Genomic DNA, 19,065 nt, shown 5'->3' on the forward strand with positions numbered 1-19,065 from the left:
AGTAAGTCTGATGTTTACATCAAAAAATCAAAGCTTAGGTGTTAAAAAATAAATCAATGATCTGTTCGAGGAAAACCACAAAAGTGCCGTAATTTTGTAGTACTTTCTCTAGCAATCATTTTTTATGGAAAACAACTTCCTTAAGGCCGCAAAAATTTCATTGGTATTGGTGTACCTGGTCATTATTGCAGGTGCTGTGGTTCGTATGACTGGCAGTGGTATGGGATGCCCAGATTGGCCTAAATGTTTTGGATATTATATCCCTCCTACCGAAGCATCAACCTTGGAATGGGAAGCGAATAGAAGCTATCTGAAAGGTCAGGTTATTATCCTTAACGAATCCTTATGGGTTGCCAAAAGCGATTTTACCACGTCCACTTCCTATGATGCCACGCTTTGGGAGGCGTATACAAAGCACGATTATGCCATTTTTAATGTTTGGCATACCTGGATCGAATATATTAATCGGCTTTTCGGTGCCTTGGCAGGTTTGGCCACCTTGGCGCTGGCCATAATGTCTTTTCGCTTTTTTAAGAAAAGAAAAAAGATCGTGCTATTATCCTGGCTCATTGTATTTGCCATGGGATTCCAGGCCTGGTTGGGCGCTACGGTAGTATACTCGCTCTTAGCCCCAGTCAAGATCACTTTGCATATGGTCATGGCCTTAGCTATTGTTGCTTTATTGTTGTACCTGATTCATACGACCAAAACCGATAAAAAGCTCTTCATCCATGATGCTTTAACCAGCAACCTCTTGTTTCTGGCCCTCTTGTTAACCCTTGTTCAAATTATTTTTGGCACCCAAGTCAGGCAATTTGTAGACCATCAGGTAGACCTTGTGGGTGAACATTCAAAAAATTTATGGCTTCAAAAACCGGCAATTTCATTTTATATTCATCGCTCTTTTTCAGTTCTTGTGGTTGCCCTGAATCTCTTTTTAGCATATCGAATAGCCAAATTAAACCTTGGATATGGCAAGATAAAATGGGTGCTGGCATGTATCGCCATAGAAGTATTTAGTGGCATATTAATGTATTATGTGGATTTCCCATTTGGCACACAACCTTTACATTTAATCTTAGCTTCCCTCCTCTTTGCATTACAGTTTTATCTAGTATTGGAAGCGTTAACTTCAAAAAAGGAAGTTTAAGGGATAAACTTCAGATGACAGACTTCAAAGAATACTGATTTTCATTGGGATAGCAAATTGTTAATTTATCTTAATGTTTAAATCGATCTGCTGCCCAAAACTTTGTAACTTTGTGGCACCTAAACCTAGGTAAATGATTTATAAAATACGAATAATTCTAGATGCAGAGGACGATATCTTTAGAGATATTGAGATAGCGGCTGACAGTACGCTGGAGGATTTTCACAATAGCATTACCCAAGCTTTTGGTTTTTTGGGTAATGAAATGGCTTCGTTTTATATCTGTGATGAACAATGGAATCAAGGCGAGGAGATTGCATTGTTCGATATGGGAGAAGGTGGTACGGACCTTCGCCTAATGGCCGAAACACGCTTGGAAGACTGTGTTAATGAAGAAAGTCCAAAATTGATTTATGTCTATGATTTCCTTAGCATGTGGACCTTCTTTGTGGAGTTGGCCGATATTGTCGAGAAGGAAGACGGAAGATCTTATCCGAATATATTATTTAGTTTTGGAGAGGTTCCGGATGCCCCGCCCGAAAAAAAGTTTGAATCGGAAGCGCCCATGGATATGGATGATAATTTTGAAAATTATGACGATTTGGATTTTGATGAAAATTGGAATTAAAATCACTTGACTTCGTTGAGCATCCCCTCATTTACCCTTACATAAACAGCACAAATGATCAATCTTTACAGCACACAAATAGAGACAATTTCACTACATCGTGTAGGCAATAAAAATAAAGGAGAATCGGTTTTTTTATCCGCAGAACCTTTTCACCTCAATGATGAGACCACGGGTCTTCTCAAAGAATATTTCTTTAAACCTTTTCGGGAAAAAGAAGAAAACTACTTCCGTTTTAATCACGAAGTGGATTTGGATTTTAATGCTTTGAATAAGATTGCTATGGAGACCTTTGAGGATTCCTCAACAATCCATGCCAATTCAAAAAAAATAGCCACGCATTTATTTGAACAATCCAATCATCCCCATATCAAAAGTGGCGAAGTTTATGTAGCGTATTTAACCGGGGTACTTTTAGACAATGTAAAAGTAGATGCTATCGGTATTTTTAAGAGTGAGCTGAAACATGATTTTATTCAATTTGAAGAAAAAGGGAACAATTTAGATATCCTGATACAGCAGGGGATTAACATCAATAAACTGGATAAAGGCTGTCTTATTTTCAATACGGAAAAGGAAGAAGGATTCAAAATACTCTCCGTAGACAGTAACCGTTACGATACGAAATACTGGTTGGAAAACTTTTTGGGGGTCGATGCGCTTGCGGATGAAAACTTTTACACGAAGAATTATTTAAAATTCTGCCAGAACTTTGCCAAGGACGTTGTATTACCTGCCGAGGACAAGCAACAAGAGGTATTGTTCATGAATAAGGCTGTGAACCATTTTGCCAAAAACGATGAATTCGAGGAAACATCTTTTCTTAACGAAGTCCTCGAAAATCCAGAGTTAATTCCGGAATTCAAACATTATAAAGTAGAAAAGGGACCCAAATACAGTATCGAGGACGTTTCCAATTTTGATATCGCCAACAAAGCCGTATCCGATGCGCGAAAAAAAATAAAAAACGTAATTAACTTAGATACCAATATTCAGATAAAAATGGATTTTATCAATCCAGAGTCTGCAGAAAAATTCGTAGAAAAAGGATGGGATGAAGAACGTCAAATGTATTATTATTTGGTCTATTTCAATAAAGAAGAAAAGAATTGACCCTTGTTTTTTGACAAAGAATAGGATCCGTTATTTTTCGTAGAACTTCTTTTCAATGATTTGTTTCATACTCATATCCTGATAATTTCGCTTTACAAAATCCAAAGCAAGCGTCAGGATTTCTCCCATAGTATTGCATTTTTTGAATTTGAGGTCCAATGTCAACTCGTAAATATGATTTCTTAGCATAATGATATTGTCGCTCATCGAAATAACATCTTCCCTACAAATATCGATCAGTTCCTCAATTCTATTTTCAGAACTAATGATTCGTTTTGCCACAATCGATCGTTCTTCTATTTTATATTGATCCACAGAGCTTTTCTGCAATTTCTCTCGAACCAGTTCCACCATCAGGAAGTTTTCTTTAAAAAATTGAGGACGATACACTTTTAGTTTTCCTTCAAAACATTGTTGATCAAAATCTATAGCGCGTATTTTATACACCACATGATCAAAATCGTGTGTAGGTACAATAACATAATTATAAGATCGCATATCCCCCAGAAGTCGAATCATACAACGTTCATTGAACTTTACAAATTCCTTGGCCAGTTGCGCTTTTTCAGAAGCAGAACATTTTGGTAGCATCTCTTTGATAAAAACATCCCCGGGGATTCCGGCAATATGCTCCTCGATCAAGGTATCTTTATAAAGCAAAAAATTGAGATTGTAGGGAGATAACATATGCTCCAATTCCAAGCCATATACCCGAGAAGCATCCGTTTTTTTTACATAGAAATAGGTAAAATTATCGTTGAGAATGTTCCGTACTTTGATACGAAAGGGTTTGGAGTTTCCAAAGGTACAGTAATCTACGGCATCGATGTTCAAGTATTCAATAATGCGATCACTACCATCTGAATGGAGAATGGAATATACCTTTTTCAGGCTTTGGTCGATTTCCCTTCTTTCCACATCAGAATAGTATACCCTAACCCATAAAGTATCGATATCATTGGCATCATAAACCACAATAGAGCCAGAAAATCGCAAGAGATCTTCATAGAATATCGGAATTTCTATTTTGCGATTGTATTGATGTAAGTAAGCATCAAGTCGCTCAGAAATAGGATAAGCAGGCTTTTTTTTGGACATCAATTTATCTTCCATGGACCACGACTTTTTTTAATTACAGTTTCGCTGTAACAAATTAAGGATTTACTCGTCAACTATACTAGATATCAACTTAAAAAACCAACAGCTTGTGGAAACTATATTAAATGTAAACCACCTTACCAAAAAATTTGGCTATCTAACCGCAGTCAAAGACCTTAGTTTTAGCATTGAAAAAGGAAATGTTTATGGCATTTTGGGACCCAATGGAAGTGGCAAATCAACTACCTTGGGAATCGTACTCAACGTGGTCAATAAAACCCTGGGAGATTTTGCCTGGTTCAACGGAAACACATCTACTCATGAAGCATTAAAAAAAGTAGGCGCCATTATTGAACGACCTAATTTTTACCCCTATATGACGGCCGTACAAAACTTAAAATTGGTCTGTAAAATCAAGGAGGTTTCGGAAAGCAAAATAGAAGAGAAATTAGAACTTGTTGGCTTATTGGAACGTAAGAACAGTAAGTTTAAAACCTATTCTTTGGGTATGAAGCAGCGCTTGGCCATTGCTTCGGCCCTCTTGAACGATCCCGAAATTCTTATTTTGGATGAGCCTACCAATGGACTGGATCCCCAAGGGATACATCAAATTCGTGAAATCATTAAAAAGATTGCCGCTCAAGGCACTACTATTTTGTTAGCATCCCATTTATTGGATGAAGTGGAGAAAGTATGCAGTCACGTTATCATTCTCCGAAAAGGGGAAAAATTATATTCCGGCCGTGTAGATGGTATGTTGGCCAGTTACGGTTTCTTTGAACTGCGCACAGATGATAAGGATGCCTTAATGGAATTCTTAAAAAACAATACCAGTTTTGGAGAAATCAAGGCAGAAAATGGCTCGATCACTGCTTTTCTTAAGGAGGAGATGTCTCCTGCCGTATTGAACAAAACACTATTTGAGAAGGGCATTGTACTTTCGCATTTGGTCAAACGAAAAGAAAGTTTGGAAGAACAATTCTTGGAATTAACGAAAAACGCAGCCAACTAAAACCAATACCAATCAAAAAACCAACATTAGCATGATACGTTTATTACAAATAGAATATATAAAACTATGGAACAACAGGGCAAGTAAGGTGCTCATTATTTCCTATTTTGTCCTACTTACCTTTATTTCCTTGATTGCCGCCATTAAATTTGATATTGGCCCTATAAAATTTCACCTTGCCGAACTCGGGATTTTCAACTTCCCCTATATATGGCACTTTAACGCTTTTATTGCCGCTTTCTTTAAACTGTTTTTAGCAGTGGTCATTGTATCTATGATGGCCAATGAATATAGCAACAAAACCATTAAACAAAACCTCATCGATGGCTTGAGTAAATGGGAGTTTGTCTATTCGAAATTTTTGACCGTATTTTCCTTTGCAGCTATCTCTACCATTTTTCTTTTCTTGGTATCGCTCATTTTAGGCCTGGGCTATTCTGACTATAATGAAATTGGAATTATTTTTTCGGACTTGGAATACCTTTTAGCCTATTTTGTGAAATTGGTAGGCTTTTTTGCCTTCTGTCTTTTCCTGGGCGTCTTTGTAAAACGATCGGCTTTTGCCTTGGGATTCCTGATTTTGTGGGCGATTATTGAACAAATTGTTTTTGGACTTTTAGGTTGGAAAGTTACCTCTTGGGAAACAGCACAGAACATTAAGAATTTTCTTCCATTGGAATCCATGGCCAACCTGGTTCGCGAGCCATTTAGCAGGTTATCCGCTGTTCAAAATCTCGGGGAACAAATTGGGGAAAACTTCAAGTTTGACCATACGGTACACTGGTATCAAATTGCGGTGGTCCTTGTTTGGACGGTAATTTTTGTCTATTTATCGTATGCATTATTAAAGAAAAGGGATTTATAGTATATTGTCGGATAGAACCTATCTGACACATGCCTAAAAAACTAGTATTTATTCTTTTACTCTACCAATGTTTTTCATTTGCCCAGACCGCAAATGATTGCAGCAATGCGGTAGTAGTATGCGGCAATAGTACGATAGCTTCCAATGCCTCAGGTTTCGGCATCCAAGAAATACCAGCAGGTACGAGCTGTCTTGTACGAGGCGAAAACAATAGCCTTTGGTTGCAATTAAATATAGCAGTATCAGGAGATCTTGCCTTTGTATTAAGCCCCGAAAGTCCGAGTCTCAATGTGGATTATGATTTTGCCATCTTTGCACCCAATGAGTCTTGTGGCAATTTCAGCACTCCCATTCGCTGTTCTTCCACCAATCCAATAAGTGCCGGACAAACCTCTAATACTACAGGTTTGAGCACTACGGAAACTGATCTTACGGAAGGACCCGGGGCAGACGGTAATGGTTTTGTATCCGCCATTCCCGTGCAAGCTGGGGAAACCTATTTCCTTTTGATCGACAGACCTATTGGAGATGGAGGGTTTAGTTTGGAATGGACAGGCACTTCAGAATTTTTTGAGCCTCCCGTTTTTAATCCCCCCACTGATATTGAACTTTGTATTGCCGATGAAGATACTACGGTTGATCTTAGTGCTGTTTCCATTTCAATTACTACCGATCCAACCGCCATTGTAGAATTCTATACTTCTTTTGCGAATGCCTTTGATCGTGACAACGCTGTGACGGATTTGGCAAATTTCCCGGTAATGGCTGCTGAAGTCCCACTTTTTGCACGAGTTCAAGGCCTGAATGATTGCTTTGAAATTCTGGATTTCAGTATCATTTCAGAGAACTATATCGATCAGGATTTCGATACGGTAAATTGTGATCAAGATGGCAATGGTAGGGAAGGCTTTGATTTGGATGCCATTGCCAACACTATTTTCAATGCGTTAAACAATCCTACAGCGTACAATATTACATTTCACCTTGACGAAATCAGTGCGGATAATAGCACCGGGCAAATTGTAGGTACGCCTTTTGAAACTGGGGCAATCACGATATACGCAAGAATTGCCTTGGCAACAGATCCCAGTTGTTTTGTTAGTGTTCCTGTATTTCTTGATATTGTGTTGAGTCCCATTCCCATAAGTTCGCAGCTAATACAATGTGATATTGACCCAACAAATTCCACGGATGGATTTTCGGCACTAAACCTCAATCAGGTATTCTTGAATATTCCGGATATCGAAGATTTTGATTTCTTTTTTTATGAAACCATAGCCGATAGGGATGCCGACAACCCCATACCCAATCCCATTGGCTATATCAATACGATTCCTTTTAACCAAACCCTGTTCTATAGAGCCACAAATACAATAATCGGTTGTGAAAATTTGGGGGACCTTCAGATTCAGATACAGCCCACAACGGTAAGTTTAAACAACCAAAGCCCTTTCCGGAGTTGCGATATTAACCCTAATGATGCGGTACTGGAAGGTATTTTTGATTTAGAAGCTATCCGCACCGAGAATTATCCCGGTCTAGAAGCTGCTCTATATGCCACCCTAGAGGATGCCACTTTAGAAACCAATCCCCTTTCCGGGGATTTCACCACCACATCGACTACCGTCTTTGCCCGTTTGGAAAATTCCAATCAATGTCAGGGTGTTGAAGAAATTCAACTGGAAGTGGTCCCCACCCCTGTATTTATTTTAAATGACACCTTCTTTCTTTGTACCAACGACCCTCCGCTAACCATAAGTGGCCCTCCTGGTTTTGATACTTACAGGTGGCTACGAAACGTAAATGGTACGGAAGAATTGATTGAAACTGCGCAAATGGTCAATATTACCGAATTGGGGAGTTATACCCTAGAAGTAGGTTTTGTATACGATTTGGACCGAACTCCTTTTGTGTGCACCAATAGTGCTTCCTTTCAAGTGTTGCCTTCCAACAATGCCACAATTCAGGAAATAGAGGTATCCGATGTTTCAGATATCCAGGACAACAACACCATAGCTGTAAGCGTAAGTGGTGAAGGGGATTATGAGTTTTCCATTGATGGTCAAAATTATCAGGACAGCCCTTTTTTCGAAAATGTCCCGGCCGGCTTTATAACTGTCTTTGTTCGCGACAAAAGAGGTTGTGGCATTAGCGAGGAATTGGTTTCCGTAATTGGTTATCCAAGGTTTTTTACCCCAAATGGAGATAATGTCAATGATTTTTGGCAAATCTTAGGAGCCAATGAAATCTTTCAACCCAATACTTCCATTCATATTTTTGATCGTTATGGAAAATTATTGCAACAGTTAAGACCCGGCGATCAGGGTTGGGACGGAAAATTTAATGCCCGAGAATTGCCTTCTTCGGATTATTGGTTCAAAGTAAATCTTGAGGATGGTAGAGAATTTACGGGGCACTTCACATTGAAACGATAATATTGCACGCCGTATTAGCGGCTTCCTCCTTTGTAGTATTACAAGTATTATATTACTATTATTTCCTATTTTTTTATAAGATTTTTATTACATTTACTAAGCATTTTATTAGAAATAAAAACAATTGTCCCACAAGTTCCCCAAAATCCGCTGTTTTGAATCAAGATATATGCTTAAGATTATACGCTATTTCCCTTATTGGTTTTCTTTTTCTGGGAATCAGTGTGGTCCGTGCACAATCCAGTCATGATCCACAATATACGGATAAGATTATCCAGGAAATAAAGTCATCCGATGTCTTAGACAGTCCGGCACTTGAAAATGCATTGCTGGAGCGTGAATATTCCGATTCCGATTTTGTACATATATTTCTTGACATCGCACAATCCTTCTATAGGAATGGAGCGTATAAAAGAAGTCTAAATTATATTGACCAGGCCCTAATAAAGGCAGAAAAAACACAAGACTGGCAATTATTATCAGAAGCTTACTTAAAACAAGGCAATTCTTATCTTCTGAACTGGCAAAATCAGGATGCTCTGGAAGCTTATCATAAAGTTTTGGAAATTTCCAAAAACAGCAAAAACAAAGAAAAAGAAGTTATTTCCAAAGTCAATATCGGCATCATACGGAATCGAATGAAGCAGTATGAAAAAGCCATCCAAGAATGTTTGGAAGCACTTGAAACAGTTGATCATACGCTATTAAAAAATAGTAAGAACCATGTAAACCTCCTCACCATCATTAGCGAATCGTATCTGGGAATGGAATCCTACGATGAAGCCCTCCAATTTGCCAAAATAGGAATTCGAATAAGCCAGACAATAGATTACCCCAGAGGACTTATTGATTTATATACAAAAACGGGAGTGGTGCATTGCAAAGAAGAAGATTATACTTTAGGTTTTGAATATTTGGATAAGGCCCAACAACTTATCGCTTCAAAAAAAATAAAGGAGCAATACTTTCTTCAGAATATTCGCTACTACAGGGCGATGGCCTATCACGAACAAAGGGACTATAAAGAGGCCATTTCCCAATTGCTCCAATTTGTGCAGTACGCTAAGGGTAACCGTAGAAAAATAAAAGTAAGAACCGTTGAAGCCTACCGTCTCTTGGCTGATAGTTACAAACAATATGGCGACAAGGATAGTTCTATATTCTGGTATGATAAATATGTAAAGCTAAACGATCAATTTTTAGAAAGAAAATATGATCTGGTCAATAAAATTTACGAAACAGACACCCAAAAATTAGGGAATGAAATTGCCGTTCTAAAACAAGAACAACTACAGCAAAAAAAAAACAACACCTATGTGCTGGGTGTCGCTATTGCTATATTCATAGCCGCTTTGGTATTCCTTTTCTTTATTTTTAAGAAATCCAATTCCAACGGAGGAAAATCCAATAACAGTATCAACAATACAAATGATGAAGACAAAACGAATTCTCCTTCGCTACAAAATGCAAAAAATGCCAAAGAAATTGTAATTCATACGGATACAGTAGGCGATGTCCTTAGGCGATTGGAAAAACTGGAGCATCAAGAGTACTTCCTTGATTTGGAATGCAATCTCCGTACCATGGCAAAAAAAGTGCGGACCAATGCCACGTATTTATCTGTCATTATAAACAACCATAAACACAAAAAGTTCATTACCTATATCAATGACCTTCGCATCAACTATACCCTGGAAAGATTGCATAGTGATAAAAAATTCAGGTCATTCTCCATTAAGTCAATTGCCAAAGAAGTAGGCTATAAAAGTGATTATTCATTTGCGAAACATTTTAAATCCAAGACCGGGGTCAACCCTTCTGACTATATTAAAAACTTGGGGAAATTAGGTTCCGTATAGCACGCAAAATTTAGAACAACCACCCTATTTTGTTCAATTTTGGGTACTTCTTCTATCTTTCAACACCAACAAAAAGTATATTGAGTGGAGAAATATACAATAAACTTTAAGAGCAACAAGATGAAAAAAAAACAAATCAAAAAAATCGATCTAAAGAAATTTTCGATCGCGAAAATCACTAGTAAATCCATGCAAAGACTCCAAGGGGGCGACTGTATTCCTACGGAAGTCGGCCATACGGATTGGGTATGTCCGACAAGTCAAATTCCTTGATATAAAGTGATATCCCCCCTTAATATGGATTAAGGAACATGAAAGATGCGCCGCTTTTTTCTTTTAATGGAGGGCTATTGCTATGTACATCAAAAAGCACTACATCGCCCAACCAGATGCTGCCCTATTTTGTTCAATCTGGGACTATTGTGTTTTTAATTCTATAAATGGAACTCTAACTTCATCATTCCATTGTACCACTGGAACAATGGCACAAAAAGGGGGAACCGAAAACCTTGAATAGAGTAGGTATCTATTATTTTTAATGCACGATTTATGAAAAAATCATTGAAAAACTTAACGTTAAAAAAAGAAGTAGTTAGTAAATTACAAATGAAAAAAGTAAAAGGAGCCGGAGGAACACATTGCTGCCCTACCGATGGACCTTTAAATACTTGTCCTCCTCCCGGAGTGCAATGTTTCTAATTTATATTCATGGCGAAAGACATACGTCATTGAATAGTTAATTGCCATAATTATAAGAGTACCTAAAAGCTGTCTGTATCAAAGGCAGCTTTTTAGCTATGAATACTATGAAGAATGAACACCTATTGCGAAATAAGCTTGATGAAATCAATACTATTTTAGTGAATCATCAGTATGAAAACATGGATCTTGGAGTACTGACCGGGAGTGCTGGGATAGCCTTATTTCACTTTTACTATTCCCGTTTTTCACAAGAGGAAATTTCAGCAGACCTTGGAAGTATGGTCATTGCAGATATTATTCAAAAAATTAACGAAGGCTATGACATGCCCAGTTTTTGTACCGGAATTTCCGGAGCGGCATGGGTCATAGAACTGCTACTGGAAGAAGAATATATTGAACTCAACGCAGATTCCCTTTTAGCTATCCTGGATGATTATCTGATTGAGTTCCTGGCTATAGATCCCCACGAGAACTTTTATGATTTTCTGCACGGAGTTCTTGGGATTGGATTTTACTACCTTAAACGATACGAACGAACCCAGAATCTACAACTCAAAGAAAAATACAGACAGGTATTGCTAGATATTACGAGACTTTTAGACAATACTGCCACAAAAGATCAATGCGGCTTAAAATGGGAAAGTTACTTAATTAGAAGTACAGGGTTACGAGGTTATAATCTTGGTTTGTCCCATGGAATTTCCAGTATTATCAATTTTCTATCGAGACTCGTGAAATTTGATGATTTCAAAACGGAAGGATTTCCGCTGTTACAAGGCGCCACTTCTTTTTTAATGAGTTGTAGAAATGAAACCGGGTCAACTTCCACATCTTTCCCGGATTGGATCGTTGAAAACAGCAGCATTGATCAGAGTTCCCGCTTGGCCTGGTGCTATGGGGATTTAGGGATAGGCATTACCTTATGGCGTGCTTCTGAAGCTTTAAATGATGCTGTCATAGCTAAGGTAGCTATAGATACTTTGGTCCATGCTTCTAAACGAAAAAACCTCCATGAAGCACGGGTTATGGATGCAGGTTTGTGCCATGGGGCCTTCGGTATCATGCATATCTATAATCAAATGCATGAAAAAACAGCGCATCCAATCTTTAAGGAAACGGCAGAGTATTGGAAAGAACAGGCATTGGATATGGCCATTCATGAAGATGGCTTAGCCGGATACCAACAGTGGCGGGGTGATGGAAAAGAGCAATGGCGCAAGGAAACCAACCTTCTGGAAGGTATTGCTGGTATTGGTCTCTCCATAATGACTTATCTTTCTCCTTCCATGAACAAATGGGATCAATGTCTGCTCATCAACTGATGGGAACACGCAAACCCCTCAAAAACTAAGCAAAGGCATTGCATGGAACCCTTTTCCTTTTGTAACTTTAGTGCATGAAATTTAAAGTCGTTTCCGAATTTGAGCCTACAGGAGATCAACCCTCCGCTATAGCACAGTTGGTTGATGGAATAGAAAAACAAGAACCTTATCAAACCTTATTGGGCGTTACCGGTTCGGGAAAGACCTTTACTATGGCCAATGTTGTGGAAAAAGTGGAGCGCCCAACCCTGGTGCTGGCCCACAATAAAACTTTGGCCGCCCAATTGTATGCTGAATTCAAGCAATTTTTCCCGAACAATGCCATTGAATATTTTGTTTCCTATTATGATTATTATCAACCGGAAGCCTATATCCCTACATCGGGGACCTATATTGAAAAGGATTTGTCCATCAATGAGGATATTGAAAAGTTGCGATTGAGCACCACCTCTTCCCTGCTCTCGGGGCGTAGGGATGTATTGGTTGTAGCATCGGTTTCTTGTCTCTATGGTATAGGGAACCCTGTGGAATTTCAGAAGAATGTAATTTCCATTAAGAAAGATCAGATCATCTCCAGAACAAAGTTTTTGCATCAGTTGGTACAAAGCCTTTATTCTAGAACCACTGCGGATTTTAGAAATGGGAATTTTAGGGTAAAAGGGGATGTTGTGGACGTTTTTCCCAGTTATGCCGACCATGCCTATCGCATCCATTTCTTTGGCGATGAGATTGAAGAGATCGAAGCCTTTGATCCCCTCAAAAATAAAGTCATTGAAGTTTATCCCCAGTTGAACATATACCCGGCAAATATGTTTGTTACTTCCCCGGATATTCTTCAAAATGCCATTCATTTAATACAGGACGATCTTGTGGCTCAAACCGCCTATTTTAAGGAAATAGGAAAGCCCTTGGAAGCCAAGCGCCTTGAAGAACGCACAAATTTTGACCTTGAAATGATTCGGGAGCTTGGGTATTGTTCCGGCATTGAAAATTATTCGCGTTATTTGGACGGAAGGGATCCTGGTACCCGCCCCTTTTGTTTATTGGATTACTTCCCCAACGATTACCTTATGATCATTGATGAAAGCCATGTCACGGTTCCTCAAGTTCATGCGATGTATGGGGGAGATCGATCGCGAAAAGAAAATTTAGTAGAGTTTGGCTTTCGCTTGCCAGCGGCTATGGACAATCGTCCTTTGAAGTTTGAAGAGTTTGAAGCCCTACAAAATCAGGTAATTTATGTAAGTGCAACTCCAGCAGATTATGAATTACAACTTTCAGAAGGTGTTTATGTAGAGCAGGTGATACGACCAACAGGACTCTTAGATCCCATTATAGAAGTACGCCCTAGCCTTAATCAGATTGATGATCTGGTCGAGGAAATCCAGATTCGGGTAGAAAAAGATGAACGTACCTTGGTCACCACATTGACCAAACGAATGGCCGAAGAGCTCGCAAAATACCTCACTAGGATCAATGTGCGCTGTCGCTATATTCACAGTGATGTAGACACCCTTGAACGTGTGGAAATTATGCAAGATTTAAGAAAAGGCATTTTTGATGTACTTATTGGTGTCAACTTACTTCGAGAAGGTTTGGATTTGCCCGAAGTTTCCTTAGTTGCCATTTTGGATGCGGATAAGGAAGGCTTTTTGCGCAATGCCAGATCCCTGACCCAAACTGTAGGAAGAGCAGCACGAAACTTAAATGGTAAAGCCATTATGTATGCCGATAAAATTACCAGGAGCATGCAACAGACCATTGATGAAACCAACTATAGAAGGGAAAAACAAATGGCCTATAATACCGCCAATAATCTAGTTCCAAAAGCATTGAACAAAAGTTTGGACAGTGCACTTACGAAAAACTCCGTGTCTACCTATCATTTTGAAAAAGAAGCCATTCGTGCTGCAGAGCCCGATATGGAATACCTTACCAAAGAACAGACAGAAAAGTTGATTCGCGAGAAAAGAAAAGCCATGGAAAAAGCGGCCAAAGAATTGGATTTTATGAAGGCTGCCCAGCTACGCGACGAAATAAAAATGCTGCAAGAACAAGATTAAAGTTTTGCTTGAGTTAGGTGCATTTAATTTTATTGATTGTAAACAAGTTATTATTAAAATTTAGACATGTCTAAATTTTAATAATAATAGATTTCACCATAGTCCATATCCATGAAAAGCGCCCCATCCTAAGAAGGACAGAACGCTTTTCCAACTAACTAACTAATCAATTAAAAAAAACTGCTATGAAAATTATTATCCAATCGTAATTGCTCTTTTAGGCTTTGGCAATGCCTCTTCTTTTTTACGCAATACCACCTTTAATATCCCCGCTTCATAAGTCGCTTCAATACTATCTGTATCCACAGTTTCTGGCAAGGTAAACGCCCTATTAAAAGATACAAAGGCAAATTCCTGTCTTGTATATGTCTTTGCGGTCTCTTCTATTTCTTTTTGTTCCGAAGCAATGGTCAATATATCCTTATCTACTTCTATACGGAAATCTTCTTTCTTTCGTCCAGGAACAATGACTTCCAATTCAAAAGCCGCATCTACCTCTCTAATATTGACTGGCGGTTTTTTGTGATTTCTAGCCTCTTTTCCTCCGAACCAATCAGGTCCAAAAATCTCATCCATTAAAAAAGGTAAACTTGTATGATTTCTTTTTACGATACTCATGATACTATATTTTTTTATTAAACATTCATCTTTGATAGGCTAAAAGACAAATGTTATACCAATAAAAAATATGTGTCATTATGACATATTACCCTATCGAAATACTGTCAAATTGACAATATACTACCAAAACAAGGCCATAATTCGTTGAATCCTGACGAATTTAAATGCTCGTGAAAAAGAAAAAGGAGAGCTGTTAATTGTAATGTGCCTTAAAAATATCGATAAGCACATTGGGCGGAATAACTTTATCGGGATATTGATGCATGACGTATAAGACCTGCTCTATGGCCGATGGCGGCAAGCCCATTCCCAAGCCAATATTAAACAATTTATTGGTTTCCGCAATATGTTGTACCCGATCTACATTCATAAGTAAAACCAAACGGTGAAATTGAAGGATGCGCTCTAACTGGGATTTTGGCAATACCTTCTTGATCTTAGTATTGAATAGGCCATCAAAGGTTTTTTTATCTATCCCCAATTGCGAAGCCACTCCCAATAAGAAGCTATACTCCGGCTCTTTGACTGTTTTGTCCACCATGGCAAATACAATCATTTCGGATAAAATACTTATTTTTTCTTCGTAGCTACTCACCTGTTATAATTTAAGCGAATCCAATAGATACCATTTAGAATAACTCTTTAAACGCAAGTTTCGTATAAACATCAGCGAAAAATGAACGAAACCTCACTCAAATCATGGATTTATAATATCTTGCCAAAAAGAATATATATGACCAATAATGACATTCTAAAAAAACTTAGGGTAGCCCTAATGCTACGTGACGATGAAATTGTAGATATCTTAAAATTAGTGGATTTTAGAATATCCAAAAGTGAAGTCGGCGCATTATGTAGAAAAGAAGACCATCCTAATTATAGGGAATGTGGAGATCAAATTCTGCGTAATTTTCTCAATGGTTTGGTCATTCATTTAAGAGGAACCAAAGAAGCTCCAAAGAATCCAAAAGAAGTTTTACAAAAGAAGTTTGCAAACAAGAGAGATACATCCAAGTCGTCGAACTTTAAACCTAAAAACAAGAAAAGTCCAGATCTTAGCTATGTGAAGTATAAGAACAAAAAAAAATCCTGAGCTATCTCAGGATTTTTTTTGACTAAAACTATAAATTAAATAAGATTACCGCTTATTCCGTGATACGAACTGGAATAGTATATGTTTTTCCACCTTCTACATCAGCTCCTTCTACTTTTTGGTAATTCAATCTACTTTTTACGAAAGCTTCGAAAGATGCATTTTCAGTAGCTACAGACAATACAACAATCTCGTTTTCATCGTTCAAGATAAATTTAACCTTAGCAGTTAAATCAACCTCCTCGATCGTAAATGCATTATCTTCCAATAATTCTCCGATCTGTGCTGTAAGGTCTTTTCCTTCTACAGGATTTTTAGTTTCGGATACCTTCGCAAAAGTGTTCAATGTTGATAGCAATACAACGACTATCAATACTAAATTAATTTTTCTCATAACTTGTTTTTTTACTTTCTTTAATTTTTATTTCTTGACTAATTCTTAAAATAAGATACTTTTTATTAAATATAATTTATTAAAAATGCTTTTTTAACACTTTTTATTGACAATCTTATTTTTGACGGCACAAAAGTAATACAAAGTTTTTCATGAAAAATACGTTTTAACAAATATTTAGTGTCCCCAAAAAGTACCTTTTTCATAAGGCATAGTCGAATGGTTTTTTTACTAAGAAATTCATATTAAAAAATCACAAAAGGAAAAATAAAAAGCACTAAATCACCCCGAACTTTAGATAAAATGCAATGTTATTATTGTGTAAAGAAATGATCAAATAAAAAAAATCCTGAATTTCTTCAGGATTTTCATTCTTAAAACGGTTTTTTTATTCAGTCATCCTAACAGGTACTGTGTACATTTTACCTTCGCGGAAGTTTTCTGTTTTTACCTTTTGGTAGTTCAGTCTTCCTTTCACGAATTTCACTAAGGACTCGTCTTCCGAATCTACGGATAATACGACAATCTCTTGGTCAGAATTCAAGGTAAATTTAACATTAGCAGTCACATCGTGCTCTTCAACAATGAAATTATTACTTTCCAAAAGCGCCCCGATTTGAGCGGCTAATTGTCTGTTCGAAGGTTTTTTCTCCGTGTCTCCATTGTTAGCAAAGATACTTCCTGTCATTAGCAACATTGCAGCTGCAAATACTAAACTAAATTTTCTCATGATTGTTTTTGTTTTTTGATTATGATTATATTGATGATATATTTAAAAGACTGGCAAGGGATTAAAATGTTACATGATTTTTTTGTTTTAACAAATTTTTAATGTTCTCCCTTTTTTATTTCCACTGCAAAACTACATTCAAAAAGAAGATAAAAATAATGCGCAAAGCGAGTTTAACGCACATTTAAACTTCATAACCTTAAGGACATATTTCCATAGATAATAGAACGATCAATACCTTTGGACAAAAACTAAAGAAAAGGAAATAGCACGGGATAAATGCCCAATGAGGATATCGTTTCTTAAAGGTTTTTTTTGGTGTTTTAACCAAAAAGTAAGGAATATAATAAAAGGGCAATGTTATCAAAACATTGCCCTTTACTGTATTCTTTTGCTTCTGACTTAAGGTTCAAAAATGGGTCGCATGAACGACCTTTCGTAACTTATGATACATTTTGTATGCACGGCATACTCATAAGCTGCAATACATTCCGGATCCGACATGCTATCCCTTCTATACTTTTCATAATCTGCCAATGAAGGAAAACTGAACAAGGTTATTGCTTTATTGTTGGCCCCTTCATGCGGTAAAAAATATCCGTGATGCGTTCCTCCGTACTGATTGACCAAAGGAATCCACTTTTTAGCGTATATCTCGAATTCCTTTAGCTTATAAGGATCAATGATATAATTGACGTAACACGTAATCACAGCTAGGGTTTGTTATGCTAAAACAGCCTTTACCTTATCTGCTGCCTCTTGGAATTGCACTGCAGAATGAACGGCCAAGCCAGAATTATCAATAATCTCTTTTGCCAATTCGGCATTGGTTCCCTGTAATCGTACGATAATAGGTACTTTTATGGCATCTCCCATATTCTTATAGGCATCCACTACACCTTGTGCTACACGATCACAACGTACAATTCCACCAAATATGTTGATTAAAATTGCCTTTACCGCTGGATCTTTTAATATAATTCTAAAGGCCTCTTCCACTCTTTTAGCATCGGCCGTACCTCCAACATCCAAAAAGTTAGCGGGCTCTCCTCCTGCCATTTTGATCAAATCCATGGTGGCCATCGCTAAACCGGCCCCGTTTACCATACAACCTACATTACCATCTAGATCTACATAATTAAGGCCTACAGCTCTTGCCTCTACTTCAATAGGGTTCTCCTCACGCAGGTCCCGCATTTCGGCGTATTGCTTTCTTCTATACAATGCATTATCATCTATAGACACTTTTGCATCCACAGCCATAATTTTGTCGTCTGATGTTTTCAACACAGGGTTGATTTCAAACATACTGGAATCACTTTCTACATACGCTTTGTACAGTGCTGCGACAAATTTGGTCATCTCCTTAAATGCCATTCCGGACAGTCCTAGGTTAAATGCGATCTTTCTTGCCTGGAAAGGAAGTAATCCCGTAGCCGGATCAATTTCTTCTGTAAAAATCAAATGAGGCGTCTTTTCTGCTACTTCTTCGATATCCATTCCCCCCTCTGTGGAGTACATGATCATATTCTGACCTGTACCTCGATTCAGCAAGACGGACATATAAAATTCACTGGTTTCACTATCCCCAGGATAGTAGACATCTTCGGCAATCAACACCTGATGTACTTTCTTTCCTTCTGCCGATGTCTGGGGCGTAATCAAGTTCATTCCGATAATCTGTCCCGCCAATTCTTCAACTTCTTTCAAGTTTTTGGCAAGTTTTACTCCCCCACCTTTACCACGGCCTCCAGCATGCACCTGTGCTTTGATTACATGCCAGCCCGTTCCGGTTTCTGCGGTCAGCTGTTTGGCAGCGTCTACTGCCTCTTTTGCATTATGGGCTACAATACCTCTCTGGATACGTACTCCAAAACTTGCTAATATTTCTTTTCCTTGATATTCGTGAAGATTCATATATGCGATGTTTTATTCGGTTGCAAAAATAAAAAACCGATTGGATTTACACTAATGTATGGC

The 19,065-nt window shown here is 37.9% G+C and carries 19 protein-coding genes; 12 read left to right on the forward strand and 7 right to left on the reverse strand.

Going from position 1 to position 19,065, the window contains the following annotated elements:
• Positions 1-124: 124 nt before the first annotated feature.
• The 3 genes from ACEXOE_RS16005 (at position 125) to ACEXOE_RS16015 (ending at position 2,891) form a co-directional block, all read left to right on the forward strand.
• Positions 125-1,150, forward strand: a complete 1,026-nt coding sequence (locus ACEXOE_RS16005; protein ID WP_394749844.1) for a COX15/CtaA family protein — start codon at positions 125-127, stop codon at positions 1,148-1,150.
• A 133-nt stretch (positions 1,151-1,283) separates the two neighbouring features.
• Positions 1,284-1,778: an IS1096 element passenger TnpR family protein gene (locus ACEXOE_RS16010; protein WP_394749845.1), complete on the forward strand. Its 495-nt coding sequence runs from the start codon at positions 1,284-1,286 to the stop codon at positions 1,776-1,778.
• A 54-nt stretch (positions 1,779-1,832) separates the two neighbouring features.
• Positions 1,833-2,891 (forward strand): nucleoid-associated protein, encoded by a 1,059-nt coding sequence (locus ACEXOE_RS16015; RefSeq protein WP_394749846.1) that lies wholly within the window; start codon positions 1,833-1,835, stop codon positions 2,889-2,891.
• Positions 2,892-2,921: 30 nt separating this feature from the next.
• On the opposite strand, the gene ACEXOE_RS16020 is transcribed toward ACEXOE_RS16015, so the two are convergent.
• Positions 2,922-4,004: a hypothetical protein gene (locus ACEXOE_RS16020; protein WP_394749847.1), complete on the reverse strand. Its 1,083-nt coding sequence runs from the start codon at positions 4,002-4,004 to the stop codon at positions 2,922-2,924.
• Between the two features lie 94 nt (positions 4,005-4,098).
• Between ACEXOE_RS16020 and ACEXOE_RS16025 the strand changes: the two genes are divergently transcribed.
• From ACEXOE_RS16025 to uvrB, 8 genes are all read left to right on the forward strand, one after another.
• Positions 4,099-5,001 carry an ABC transporter ATP-binding protein gene (locus ACEXOE_RS16025; RefSeq protein ID WP_394749848.1) on the forward strand — a complete coding sequence of 301 codons (903 nt, stop codon included), beginning with the start codon at positions 4,099-4,101 and terminating at the stop codon, positions 4,999-5,001.
• Between the two features lie 31 nt (positions 5,002-5,032).
• The gene (locus tag ACEXOE_RS16030; RefSeq protein WP_394749849.1) at positions 5,033-5,866 is read left to right on the forward strand and encodes an ABC transporter permease; all 834 of its coding nucleotides are present in this window, start codon (positions 5,033-5,035) and stop codon (positions 5,864-5,866) included.
• Positions 5,867-5,895: 29 nt separating this feature from the next.
• Positions 5,896-8,301: a T9SS type B sorting domain-containing protein gene (locus tag ACEXOE_RS16035; protein WP_394749850.1), complete on the forward strand. Its 2,406-nt coding sequence runs from the start codon at positions 5,896-5,898 to the stop codon at positions 8,299-8,301.
• A 155-nt stretch (positions 8,302-8,456) separates the two neighbouring features.
• Positions 8,457-10,160 (forward strand): helix-turn-helix domain-containing protein, encoded by a 1,704-nt coding sequence (locus tag ACEXOE_RS16040; RefSeq protein WP_394749851.1) that lies wholly within the window; start codon positions 8,457-8,459, stop codon positions 10,158-10,160.
• Between the two features lie 120 nt (positions 10,161-10,280).
• On the forward strand, positions 10,281-10,433 hold the full coding sequence (locus ACEXOE_RS16045; protein WP_394749852.1) for a TIGR04149 family rSAM-modified RiPP: 153 nt from the start codon (positions 10,281-10,283) through the stop codon (positions 10,431-10,433).
• Between the two features lie 276 nt (positions 10,434-10,709).
• Positions 10,710-10,859, forward strand: a complete 150-nt coding sequence (locus tag ACEXOE_RS16050) for a hypothetical protein (protein ID WP_394749853.1) — start codon at positions 10,710-10,712, stop codon at positions 10,857-10,859.
• 98 nt (positions 10,860-10,957) lie between these two features.
• Entirely contained in the window at positions 10,958-12,184 is a 1,227-nt protein-coding gene (locus ACEXOE_RS16055; RefSeq protein WP_394749854.1) for a lanthionine synthetase C family protein, read from the forward strand.
• 74 nt (positions 12,185-12,258) lie between these two features.
• A complete protein-coding gene (uvrB, locus tag ACEXOE_RS16060) occupies positions 12,259-14,247 on the forward strand; it encodes an excinuclease ABC subunit UvrB (RefSeq protein WP_394749855.1) in 1,989 nt (662 codons plus the stop codon).
• A gap of 195 nt (positions 14,248-14,442) precedes the next feature.
• Here uvrB and ACEXOE_RS16065 read toward each other — a convergent pair whose 3' ends face one another.
• Positions 14,443-14,865 carry an Hsp20/alpha crystallin family protein gene (locus ACEXOE_RS16065; RefSeq protein ID WP_394749856.1) on the reverse strand — a complete coding sequence of 141 codons (423 nt, stop codon included), beginning with the start codon at positions 14,863-14,865 and terminating at the stop codon, positions 14,443-14,445.
• A gap of 196 nt (positions 14,866-15,061) precedes the next feature.
• Positions 15,062-15,463: a TerB family tellurite resistance protein gene (locus ACEXOE_RS16070; protein ID WP_394749857.1), complete on the reverse strand. Its 402-nt coding sequence runs from the start codon at positions 15,461-15,463 to the stop codon at positions 15,062-15,064.
• 138 nt (positions 15,464-15,601) lie between these two features.
• Here ACEXOE_RS16070 and ACEXOE_RS16075 point away from each other — a divergent pair, with 138 nt between their 5' ends.
• Entirely contained in the window at positions 15,602-15,961 is a 360-nt protein-coding gene (locus ACEXOE_RS16075; protein ID WP_394749858.1) for a DUF1456 family protein, read from the forward strand.
• Between the two features lie 52 nt (positions 15,962-16,013).
• Here ACEXOE_RS16075 and ACEXOE_RS16080 read toward each other — a convergent pair whose 3' ends face one another.
• The 4 genes from ACEXOE_RS16080 to sucC form a co-directional block, all read right to left on the reverse strand.
• On the reverse strand, positions 16,014-16,355 hold the full coding sequence (locus ACEXOE_RS16080) for a hypothetical protein (protein WP_394749859.1): 342 nt from the start codon (positions 16,353-16,355) through the stop codon (positions 16,014-16,016).
• 388 nt (positions 16,356-16,743) lie between these two features.
• Positions 16,744-17,085: a hypothetical protein gene (locus tag ACEXOE_RS16085; RefSeq protein WP_394749860.1), complete on the reverse strand. Its 342-nt coding sequence runs from the start codon at positions 17,083-17,085 to the stop codon at positions 16,744-16,746.
• Positions 17,086-17,487: 402 nt separating this feature from the next.
• The gene (locus ACEXOE_RS16090) at positions 17,488-17,796 is read right to left on the reverse strand and encodes an NIPSNAP family protein (protein WP_394749861.1); all 309 of its coding nucleotides are present in this window, start codon (positions 17,794-17,796) and stop codon (positions 17,488-17,490) included.
• 12 nt (positions 17,797-17,808) lie between these two features.
• On the reverse strand, positions 17,809-19,002 hold the full coding sequence (gene sucC, locus ACEXOE_RS16095; protein WP_394749862.1) for an ADP-forming succinate--CoA ligase subunit beta: 1,194 nt from the start codon (positions 19,000-19,002) through the stop codon (positions 17,809-17,811).
• Between the last annotated feature and the right edge of the window lie 63 nt (positions 19,003-19,065).

This window comes from Spongiimicrobium salis, from assembly GCF_043678055.1.
Classification (GTDB): Bacteria; Bacteroidota; Bacteroidia; order Flavobacteriales; family Flavobacteriaceae; genus Spongiimicrobium; species Spongiimicrobium salis.

Excerpts from the sequence above, each read along its gene's own strand:
- uvrB (WP_394749855.1), top strand. The coding sequence starts at position 12,259 with ATGAAATTTAAAGTCGTTTCCGAATTTGAGCCTACAGGAGATCAACCC.
- ACEXOE_RS16020 (WP_394749847.1), bottom strand. The coding sequence starts at position 4,004 with ATGGAAGATAAATTGATGTCCAAAAAAAAGCCTGCTTATCCTATTTCT.
- ACEXOE_RS16085 (WP_394749860.1), bottom strand. The coding sequence starts at position 17,085 with ATGAGAAAATTTAGTTTAGTATTTGCAGCTGCAATGTTGCTAATGACA.
- ACEXOE_RS16080 (WP_394749859.1), bottom strand. The coding sequence starts at position 16,355 with ATGAGAAAAATTAATTTAGTATTGATAGTCGTTGTATTGCTATCAACA.
- ACEXOE_RS16055 (WP_394749854.1), top strand. The coding sequence starts at position 10,958 with ATGAATACTATGAAGAATGAACACCTATTGCGAAATAAGCTTGATGAA.
- ACEXOE_RS16050 (WP_394749853.1), top strand. The coding sequence starts at position 10,710 with ATGAAAAAATCATTGAAAAACTTAACGTTAAAAAAAGAAGTAGTTAGT.
- ACEXOE_RS16010 (WP_394749845.1), top strand. The coding sequence starts at position 1,284 with ATGATTTATAAAATACGAATAATTCTAGATGCAGAGGACGATATCTTT.
- sucC (WP_394749862.1), bottom strand. The coding sequence starts at position 19,002 with ATGAATCTTCACGAATATCAAGGAAAAGAAATATTAGCAAGTTTTGGA.
- ACEXOE_RS16015 (WP_394749846.1), top strand. The coding sequence starts at position 1,833 with ATGATCAATCTTTACAGCACACAAATAGAGACAATTTCACTACATCGT.
- ACEXOE_RS16030 (WP_394749849.1), top strand. The coding sequence starts at position 5,033 with ATGATACGTTTATTACAAATAGAATATATAAAACTATGGAACAACAGG.
- ACEXOE_RS16065 (WP_394749856.1), bottom strand. The coding sequence starts at position 14,865 with ATGAGTATCGTAAAAAGAAATCATACAAGTTTACCTTTTTTAATGGAT.
- ACEXOE_RS16005 (WP_394749844.1), top strand. The coding sequence starts at position 125 with ATGGAAAACAACTTCCTTAAGGCCGCAAAAATTTCATTGGTATTGGTG.
- ACEXOE_RS16035 (WP_394749850.1), top strand. The coding sequence starts at position 5,896 with ATGCCTAAAAAACTAGTATTTATTCTTTTACTCTACCAATGTTTTTCA.
- ACEXOE_RS16045 (WP_394749852.1), top strand. The coding sequence starts at position 10,281 with ATGAAAAAAAAACAAATCAAAAAAATCGATCTAAAGAAATTTTCGATC.
- ACEXOE_RS16075 (WP_394749858.1), top strand. The coding sequence starts at position 15,602 with ATGACCAATAATGACATTCTAAAAAAACTTAGGGTAGCCCTAATGCTA.